The sequence below is a fragment of the Parachitinimonas caeni genome, assembly GCF_030129945.1.
Taxonomy (GTDB): domain Bacteria; phylum Pseudomonadota; class Gammaproteobacteria; order Burkholderiales; family Chitinimonadaceae; genus Parachitinimonas; species Parachitinimonas caeni.
Genome location: NZ_JARRAF010000022.1, coordinates 65,742 through 74,617 on the forward strand (window position 1 = coordinate 65,742; position 8,876 = coordinate 74,617).

Annotated in this window: 6 protein-coding genes; all 6 read left to right on the forward strand. The window is 58.4% G+C overall.

The window, feature by feature from the left end; translation table 11 throughout:
- Nucleotides 1-57 precede the first annotated feature (57 nt).
- The 6 genes from PZA18_RS16700 to narI all read left to right on the forward strand — a co-directional run bounded on the left by PZA18_RS16700 (nucleotide 58) and on the right by narI (nucleotide 8,558).
- The gene (locus PZA18_RS16700; protein ID WP_284102006.1) at nucleotides 58-636 is read left to right on the forward strand and encodes a lysophospholipid acyltransferase family protein; all 579 of its coding nucleotides are present in this window, start codon (nucleotides 58-60) and stop codon (nucleotides 634-636) included.
- A gap of 253 nt (nucleotides 637-889) precedes the next feature.
- Entirely contained in the window at nucleotides 890-1,528 is a 639-nt protein-coding gene (locus PZA18_RS16705) for a hypothetical protein (RefSeq protein ID WP_284102007.1), read from the forward strand.
- Between the two features lie 338 nt (nucleotides 1,529-1,866).
- On the forward strand, nucleotides 1,867-5,601 hold the full coding sequence (locus PZA18_RS16710) for a nitrate reductase subunit alpha (protein WP_284102008.1): 3,735 nt from the start codon (nucleotides 1,867-1,869) through the stop codon (nucleotides 5,599-5,601).
- Nucleotides 5,598-7,163, forward strand: a complete 1,566-nt coding sequence (gene narH, locus PZA18_RS16715; RefSeq protein WP_284102010.1) for a nitrate reductase subunit beta — start codon at nucleotides 5,598-5,600, stop codon at nucleotides 7,161-7,163. The genes PZA18_RS16710 and narH overlap by 4 nt, the downstream gene beginning before the upstream one ends.
- 48 nt (nucleotides 7,164-7,211) lie before the next feature.
- A complete protein-coding gene (gene narJ, locus PZA18_RS16720) occupies nucleotides 7,212-7,859 on the forward strand; it encodes a nitrate reductase molybdenum cofactor assembly chaperone (protein WP_284102011.1) in 648 nt (215 codons plus the stop codon).
- 15 nt (nucleotides 7,860-7,874) lie between these two features.
- Complete coding sequence (gene narI, locus PZA18_RS16725) at nucleotides 7,875-8,558, forward strand: respiratory nitrate reductase subunit gamma (protein ID WP_284102012.1); 684 nt, start codon at nucleotides 7,875-7,877, stop codon at nucleotides 8,556-8,558.
- Nucleotides 8,559-8,876 lie beyond the last annotated feature (318 nt).

Sequence of the window (8,876 nt, forward strand, 5' to 3'; positions counted from 1 at the left end):
ACCGCTGCTGCGGTTGGTGCCTGATCCGGCCGTTCCACTTCTCTTCAGATTCGTCCCATGCACTACACCATATTCGACACCCCTGTTATCCGCACATTGTTTGCCTGGATTTCGATCGTGATGCTCAGGCTCACAGGCTGGAAACTGGAAGGCAAGTTTCCCGAGTTGCCCAAGTACGTGATGATTGCCGCCCCTCATACCAGTAATTGGGATTTTCCGGTAACGCTGGGTATTTGCTTTGCTGCCCGCGCCAAGATCTACTGGATGGGCAAGAGCAGTCTGTTTGTTGGGCCAATGGGGCCGATCATGCGCTGGCTGGGAGGGATTGCGGTTGATCGTTCTAAATCCAATAACCTTGTTCAGCAGATTGTGGATGTCTACAACCGTTCCGAGCGGCTGGTGATTACCATTCCGCCGGAAGGTACCCGCAGCAAAGTGCGTGAGTGGAAAACCGGGTTCTACCATATTGCCGTCGGGGCGAAGGTGCCGATTGCCTTGGCGTTTCTTGATTTCAAGCGCAAGGTGGGCGGTTTTGGCCCGATGTTTTACCCAACAGGGAATCTGGAACAGGATATGTTGAATATCCAGGCATTTTATAAAGATATAACGGGGAAAAACCCTGCTGCGTTCAATTAAGAAATGGAATGTTCTGTATTCAAGAACAATGGGGCCGAAAGGCCCTTTTGTTTGGCTGCTTAAGTTGGATTGTGGCAGGTAAATTTGTAAAAAATTCAGAAATATCGAATATTGGCAAGGGCAGGATTTGCCTGTTGCACTGAGTGGCATTCAAGTAAAATTTGCCTTGCTGAGTGAGTGTTGTTCAGCGAGTTATTTGCATAACTCATTCTGTGAAAATATTAAAACGAATCTAAATTAGAGGAATTTTGTAATGAAAAAAACAAAACTATTTGCAGCATTGGCTGCGTTGACTTTGGCATCGTTGGCTCAGGCCGCGACATTGTTGCCCGGCCAATCGCTGACTCCGGGCCAATCCGTCAGTTCTGATAGCGGGGCATATACCCTGGTGATGCAGGGCGATGGCAATCTGGTTATGTATCAGCGCTCCAATATGTCCCCGATCTGGTACACCAAGACAGACGGAAACCCCGGTGCAGCGGCAGTGATGCAGGGGGACGGCAATCTGGTGGTCTATAGCACCACCGGTACGGCGCTGTGGAATTCGCGCACTGCGGGTAATGCTGGGGCATATCTGAATGTGCAGGACGACCGCAACCTGGTGGTGTACCGGGCTGACGGCAAGGCACTTTGGCATAGCGATACCTATATCCGCCCCGAGCCACCCAAGCCTGTTGATCCGCCCAAGCCTGTACAGCCGCCGAAGCAAGACTGCCCAGGTAACCCTGGCGGCGCGCAGATATGGTTCAGCTTTTGCCTGACCAAGCCGGCTGGTGGTTGGTGGGAAGACCGGCAGAGTACAGCTGTGACAGCCTGCAACTACGCTCAGGCCAAAGCTCTGGCCCAGAGCAGAGCGGCTAACTACATCATCAGCGACGGTATGTGCCGTTGATTCAGGTTGGTGTTTCCGCACCGGGTTTGAACTGCTCTGCGGGCCATTGAACTGACTGGAAGCAAGTTGCCATGTTAAAAATGCCGGCCAGCGAAAGCTGACCGGCATTTTTTATGGGTAAGTACCTAAATCTGCGTGCTGCCTATTAGCCGGTCCTATGCCAGACCAGGCGTCAACCGCGTTCAGTGGTCTACCCCTTTAGAACTACCCCGCCCCCTCCCTCTGCCCGGTGCCAACCCTGCCGACGACGAATGGGAAGCGAGCGGGCATCGGCTTAATCTGCACTCCATGGACCAAGGTCGGGTGGCTTTCCACTCTGGCCGCTTTGGAGAGCCGCAATGAGCCATTTTCTCGATCGACTGAAATTCCTTTCGCGGGTAAAGGAAACCTTTGCCAACGGCCACGGTGCCGTGGTGGATGAAGACCGCAAGTGGGAAGACGGCTACCGTAGCCGTTGGCAACACGACAAGATCGTGCGTTCCACCCACGGCGTGAACTGCACGGGCTCCTGCTCGTGGAAGGTGTATGTCAAGAACGGCCTGATCACCTGGGAAACCCAGCAGACCGATTATCCGCGTACCCGGCCTGACCTGCCCAATCACGAACCGCGTGGCTGCCCGCGTGGCGCCTCGTACAGCTGGTATGTCTACTCGGCCCAGCGGGTGAAATACCCGATGATCCGTGGTCGCCTGATGGAAATGTGGCGTGACGCGCGCAAGACCATGGACCCGATCACTGCCTGGGAGTCGATCAGCCAGGACCCCAAAAAAGCCAAGCGCTACAAGAGCGTGCGTGGCCTGGGCGGTTTTGTCCGTGCTGACTGGGAAACCGCCAACGAGATCATCGCCGCTGCCAACGCCTTTACCGTCAAGAAATTCGGCCCGGATCGCGTGATTGGCTTCTCGCCGATCCCTGCCATGTCGATGGTGTCGTATGCGGCCGGGGCGCGCTACCTGAGCCTGATCGGTGGTGCCTGCCTGTCATTCTACGACTGGTACTGCGACTTGCCGCCTGCCAGCCCGCAGATCTGGGGCGAACAGACCGACGTGCCGGAATCGGCTGACTGGTACAACTCGACTTACCTGATGGTCTGGGGCTCGAACGTGCCGCAGACCCGTACCCCGGATGCCCACTTCTATACCGAAGTCCGCTACAAGGGCACCAAGACGGTGGCCGTGTCGTCCGACTTTGGCGAGATGGTGAAGTTCGGCGACATCTGGCTGGCACCCAAGCAGGGCACCGATGCCGCGCTGGCCATGGCGATGGGCCATGTGGTGCTGAAGGAATTTCACCTCGGCAACAAGTCGGACTACTTCCGCAGCTATATCAAGCAGTACACCGACATGCCGATGCTGGTCATGCTCAAGCCACATGGTGATGGCTATGTGCCGGATCACTTCCTGCGCACCTCGCAGCTGCCCGACAATCTGGGCGAAGCCAACAACCCCGACTGGAAAACCGTTGCCATTGATGCCACTACCCAACAGTTGGTAGCACCGAATGGCTCGGTGGGCTTCCGCTGGGGTGAGGCAAATCACAATGGTGGCGAAAAGGTTGGTCGCTGGAATCTTGAAACCAGGGATGGTGGCTCAGGCCGCGAGATAGATCCTGTCCTGTCTCTGGTCAGCGGACACGACGCCGTGGTGGAAGTGGGTTTCAACTATTTTGGTGGTAACGACGCCAACGATCTGCTGCAACGCCGCGTACCGGCCAGGAAAATCAAGCTGGCCGATGGCCGGGAAGTGTTGGTCGCCACGGTCTACGACCTATCGATGGCCAACTACGGGGTGGATCAGGGACTCGGTGGTGGCAATGTCGCCACCTCGTTCGACGACGATGTGCCCTACACCCCTGCCTGGCAGGAAAAGCACACCAGCGTACCCCGTCAGCAGGTGATTCAGGTCGCGCGCGAATTTGCGCAGAACGCCCATGAAACCCACGGCAAGAGCATGGTGATCGTCGGTGCGGCGCTCAATCACTGGTACCACATGGACATGACTTACCGCGGCATCATCAACCTGCTGATGATGTGCGGCTGTGTGGGTCAGAGTGGCGGTGGCTGGGCCCACTATGTAGGTCAGGAAAAACTGCGGCCGCAGTTTGGCTGGGCGCCGCTGGCGTTCGCCCTGGACTGGGTACGCCCACCACGCCAGATGAACGGCACCAGCTTCTTCTATGCCCATACCAGCCAATGGCGGCATGAAAAGCTGCATGTTGATGAAATTCTGGCGCCAACGGCCGACAAGGCCAAGCTCAGCAAGCTGAGTATGATCGACTTCAACGCCAAGTCTGAACGCATGGGCTGGCTGCCGTCCGCCCCGCAGCTGGAAACCAATCCGCTGGACATCTGCGATGCAGCGGCCTCGGCTGGCATGGAAGTACCGAAATATCTGGCCGAAAAGCTCAAATCCGGCGCCGAGCGCATGAGCTGTGATGACCCGGATAATCCAAAGAACTTCCCACGCAATATGTTTGTGTGGCGGTCGAATATTCTGGGTTCGAGCGGCAAGGGGCATGAGTACTTCCTCAAGTATCTGCTGGGCACCCAGAACGCGGTGTTCGACGACCCGACCCACGCGGTCAAACCCACCGAAGTCACCTACCGCGAGCAAGCCGCCGAAGGCAAGCTCGATCTGCTGACCGTGCTGGATTTCCGTATGAGCACGACCTGCCTCTATGGCGACATCGTGCTGCCGACCGCGACCTGGTACGAGAAGGACGACCTCAATACCTCGGACATGCACCCCTTCATCCACCCGCTGAGCGAGGCGGTACAACCGCTGTGGGAAAGCCGGACCGACTGGGAAATCTACAAGGGCATCGCCAAGAAATTCAGCGAGTTGGCCGGGCCGTATCTGGGAACCCGCAAGGATGTGGTGCTGCAACCGCTGATGCACGACACCCCCGGTGAACTGGGCCAGCCGCTGGAGCCGAAGGACTGGAAGCATGGGGAATGTGACCTGATCCCTGGCAAGACTGCTCCGAACATGCTGGTGGTGGAACGCAACTACGGCGATGTCTACAAGAAGTTTACGTCGGTAGGGCCACTGCTCGACAAGCTGGGTAACGGCGGCAAGGGCATCAACTGGGATACCAAGCATGAAGTGCATGAGCTGGCCGGCTTCACCAAGACCGTGACCGAGCCGGGCGTCAGCGAGGGCCGACCCCGACTGGAAACGGCAATTGATGCGGCTGAGATGATTCTGACCTTTGCGCCGGAAACCAACGGCCATGTTTCGGTAAAAGCCTGGGAGGCACTCAGCAAGATCACCGGTCGTGACCATACTCACCTCGCCATTGGCCGCGAGCACGACAAGATCCGCTTCCGTGATGTACAGGCCCAGCCGCGCAAGATTATTTCGGCACCCACCTGGTCGGGGCTGGAAAGTGAGGAAGTCAGCTACAACGCCGGCTACACCAATGTGCATGAGCTGATCCCCTGGCGCACGCTCACCGGCCGCCAGCAGTTCTATCAGGATCACCGCTGGATGCTGGATTTCGGCGAGGGCTTCTGTGTGTACAAGCCGGCGATCGACACCAAAACGGTAGCTCCGATGCTGGGCAAGCACAGTAACGGCGAGCACGAGCTGGTGTTGAACTGGATCACGCCGCACCAGAAGTGGGGCATCCACTCCACCTACTCGGACAACCTGCGCATGCTGACCTTGAGCCGTGGCGGCCCTCACGTCTGGGTATCCGAAGCCGAAGCCAAGCAGGCCGGGCTGGTGGATAACGACTGGGTGGAAGTCTTCAACAGCAACGGCACGCTGACGGCGCGGGTGGTGGTCAGCCAGCGCGTACCGAAGGGCATGTGCCTGATGTACCACGCTCAGGAAAAGATCGTGAATGTACCGGGGGCAGAAGTCAGTGGCATGCGTGGCGGCATCCACAACTCGGTCACCCGGGCGGTGCTCAAGCCGACCCACATGATCGGCGGCTATGCGCAGCAGGCTTACGGCTTCAATTACTACGGCACCGTGGGCAGCAACCGCGACGAGTTTGTCATCGTTCGCAAGATGCGCAAGGTGGATTGGCTGGAAGGGCCGCTGGTTGAGGAAGGAGCCACAAAATGAAGATCCGCGCACAAGTAGGCATGGTGCTGAACCTCGACAAGTGCATCGGCTGTCACACCTGCTCGGTGACTTGTAAAAACGTCTGGACCAGTCGCGATGGGGTGGAGTACGCTTGGTTCAACAACGTCGAGACCAAGCCCGGCATCGGCTACCCGAAAGAATGGGAAAACCAGCAGAAATGGCAGGGCGGCTGGACCCGTACCGCCAGCGGCAAACTGGAACCCAAGCAGGGCAGCCGGTTGAAGATTCTGGCCAATATCTTCGCCAACCCGAATCTACCGGCGATTGATGATTACTACGAGCCGTTCACTTACGACTACGAGCGCTTGCAGAACGCACCGCTGAGCCAGACGCCACCGACTGCCCGGCCGATCTCGGTGATCACCGGCAAGAAGATGGACAAGATCGAATGGGGCCCGAACTGGGAAGACGATCTGGGCGGCGAGTTCAGCTCACGCAGCCGCGACCAGCTGTTTGAAGGGGTGCAGAAGGAGATGTACAGCACCTTCGAGAACACCTTCATGATGTATCTGCCACGGCTGTGCGAGCACTGCCTGAACCCGGCCTGTGTCGCCAGCTGCCCGTCCGGCTCGATCTACAAGCGCGAGGATGACGGCATTGTGCTGGTCGATCAGGACAAGTGCCGGGGCTGGCGGATGTGTATCTCGGGCTGCCCGTACAAGAAGATTTATTACAACTGGCAAAGCGGCAAGGCCGAGAAGTGCACCTTCTGCTTCCCGCGTATCGAAGCCGGCCAGCCCACGGTCTGTTCGGAAACCTGTGTCGGCCGTATCCGCTATCTGGGCGTGCTGCTGTACGACGCCGATCAGATCGAAGCGGCCGCTTCGGTTGCCAACGAGCAGGATCTGTACGAAGCCCAGCTCAAGTGCTTCCTTGACCCGCATTCCCAAGCAGTGCAGGACGAAGCCCGCAAGCAGGGGATTCCGGAAAGCTGGCTGGAAGCGGCCCGGAAGTCGCCGGTCTACAAGATGGCGATGGAATGGAAGGTGGCTTTTCCGCTGCATCCGGAATATCGCACCTTGCCGATGGTCTGGTACATCCCGCCGCTATCGCCGATCCAGAAGGCAGCCGAGGCCGGCCATATGGGCATGAACGGCATCATCCCCGACGTGAAAAGCCTGCGGATTCCGGTGCGTTATCTCGCCAACCTGCTGACGGCCGGCAAGGAAGCGCCGATTGTGCATGCGCTTGATCGCATGCTGGCCATGCGGGCCTACAAGCGCTCCGAGGTGGTTCACGGCCAGAAAGACGAAGCCGTGCTGCGGCAGGTGGGGCTCTCTGCGGCGCAAGTCGAAGATATGTACCAGACCATGGCCATCGCCAACTATGAAGACCGCTTCGTGATCCCGTCTTCGCACAAGGAAATGGTCGAAGACAGCTTCAACGAAAAAGGCAGCTGCGGCTTCACGTTTGGGAATGGTTGTTCGGGAGGTACCTCGGAAGGCTCGCTGTTTGGCAAGAAGCCTCAGGGGAGTGTGATTTTCGTCAACATGCCCAAGTCACGGAAAAAGACCGCGCTTGAGGCGCAGGACGAGAGCTGACCTGGTGGCGCCAGCCCCGGCTGGCGCCCACACTGCATGGGATACCACATGAATACCGTCTACCAAGTCTTGTCAGCCCTGCTGACCTACCCTGGCGAGGCACTGATCGAAGCCTTGCCCGAGTTGCGTGCCGCCTTGCAGGACAAGCCCGAGCTGGCGACTGCGCTTGGCCCGGTGCTCGATCATCTGGCAGTACACGATCTGATCAGCCTGCAGGAAACGTACGTCGCCACGTTTGATCGCACCCCCTCGCAGGCCTTGCATCTGTTTGAACACATCCACGGCGAAAGCCGCGACCGAGGGCAGGCGATGGTCGATCTGCTGGCCGAGTACCGCCAGCATGGCTTCGAGCCCAGCGTGAACGAATTGCCTGATTTCGTACCGCTGTTTCTTGAGTTCCTGAGCGTGGTTGAACCGGCGCGGGCCAGTGTGCTGCTGGGGGATGCGATCCATGTGCTGGCAGCTATCGGCCAGCGGCTGACTCGCAACGACAGCCCTTACGCCTGCATCTTCGGCCTGCTGCAAACCCTGACCGATGTGGTGCCGCAGGCCCAGGCCGAACCCCCCGTACGCGATATGGATGAGGCCATGGAGGTCTTTGGTCCGGGTGCGGATGGCGTCGAGCCGTTGCTCAAGCCCCAGGTGCAGCCAATTCGCATCTATCCAAGAGGTGCGGCTCCGTCCGCCCCGCAATAATCCTGGAGAACTGAAATGAGCTACCTCCACCAATTCCTGTTCGGAATTTACCCCTACATCGCGCTGGCCGTGTTCCTGTTCGGCAGTCTGGCGCGCTTCGAACGCGAGCAATACACCTGGAAGAGCGACAGCTCGCAGCTACTGCACCGAGGCAACCTGAGGGTGGCCAACATCCTGTTCCACCTTGGCATCATCGGCCTGTTCTTCGGTCATCTGGTGGGCTTGCTGACGCCTGTTGCGGTGTGGGACGCCATCGGCGTCAGTCACGGCTTCAAACAGATTTTTGCCATGGCAGCGGGTGGTATTTTCGGCACAACTTGCCTGATCGGTCTGCTGATGCTCCTGCATCGCCGCCTGACCGATCCGCGCATCGCTGCTGTCACCAAGACGGGCGACAAAGTGTTGCTGCTGTGGATTCTGACTACCTTGGCGTTGGGACTCTCCACCATTCTGGTGTCGGCACAGCACACCGACGGCCACATGATGGTGCTGTTGATGACCTGGGCGCAGCACATCATCACTTTCCGTGGGGATGCCGCCGAATACATCAGTGCCGCACCCTTCCTGTTCAAGGCACACCTGTTCATGGGTCTGAGCCTGTTCGTGATCTTTCCGTTCACCCGGCTGGTACACGTATGGAGCGGATTTGCCTCGGTGGGCTATCTGAGCCGCGCCTGGCAGCTGGTGCGCAGTCGTTGAGTTCTGAAGTCGTCACGGCAAGGGAGCGTCGTTTGCTCCCTTGTGGGAAATCCAGACTGTACGGGGAGGGCGATGACGCCCGGCCGAGAAGGGGCCAAGGTGACACAGAGCGCCGATGCCCCGCCGGCGAATCAGTTTGTAACCGGCATTACCCATAACAAGACAGCTAGGCTCTGTTGACATTTTATTTCCGGATCGCGTTTCGCCGGATTTGGGCCTGATGCAAGGCGAAAAGCGCGCCGCTTAGTGGACTAAGCAAGCGGTTTTTAACACCGCAGCAGGCCCAAATCCGGCGAAACCCTCCGGGCCGGGTCGATT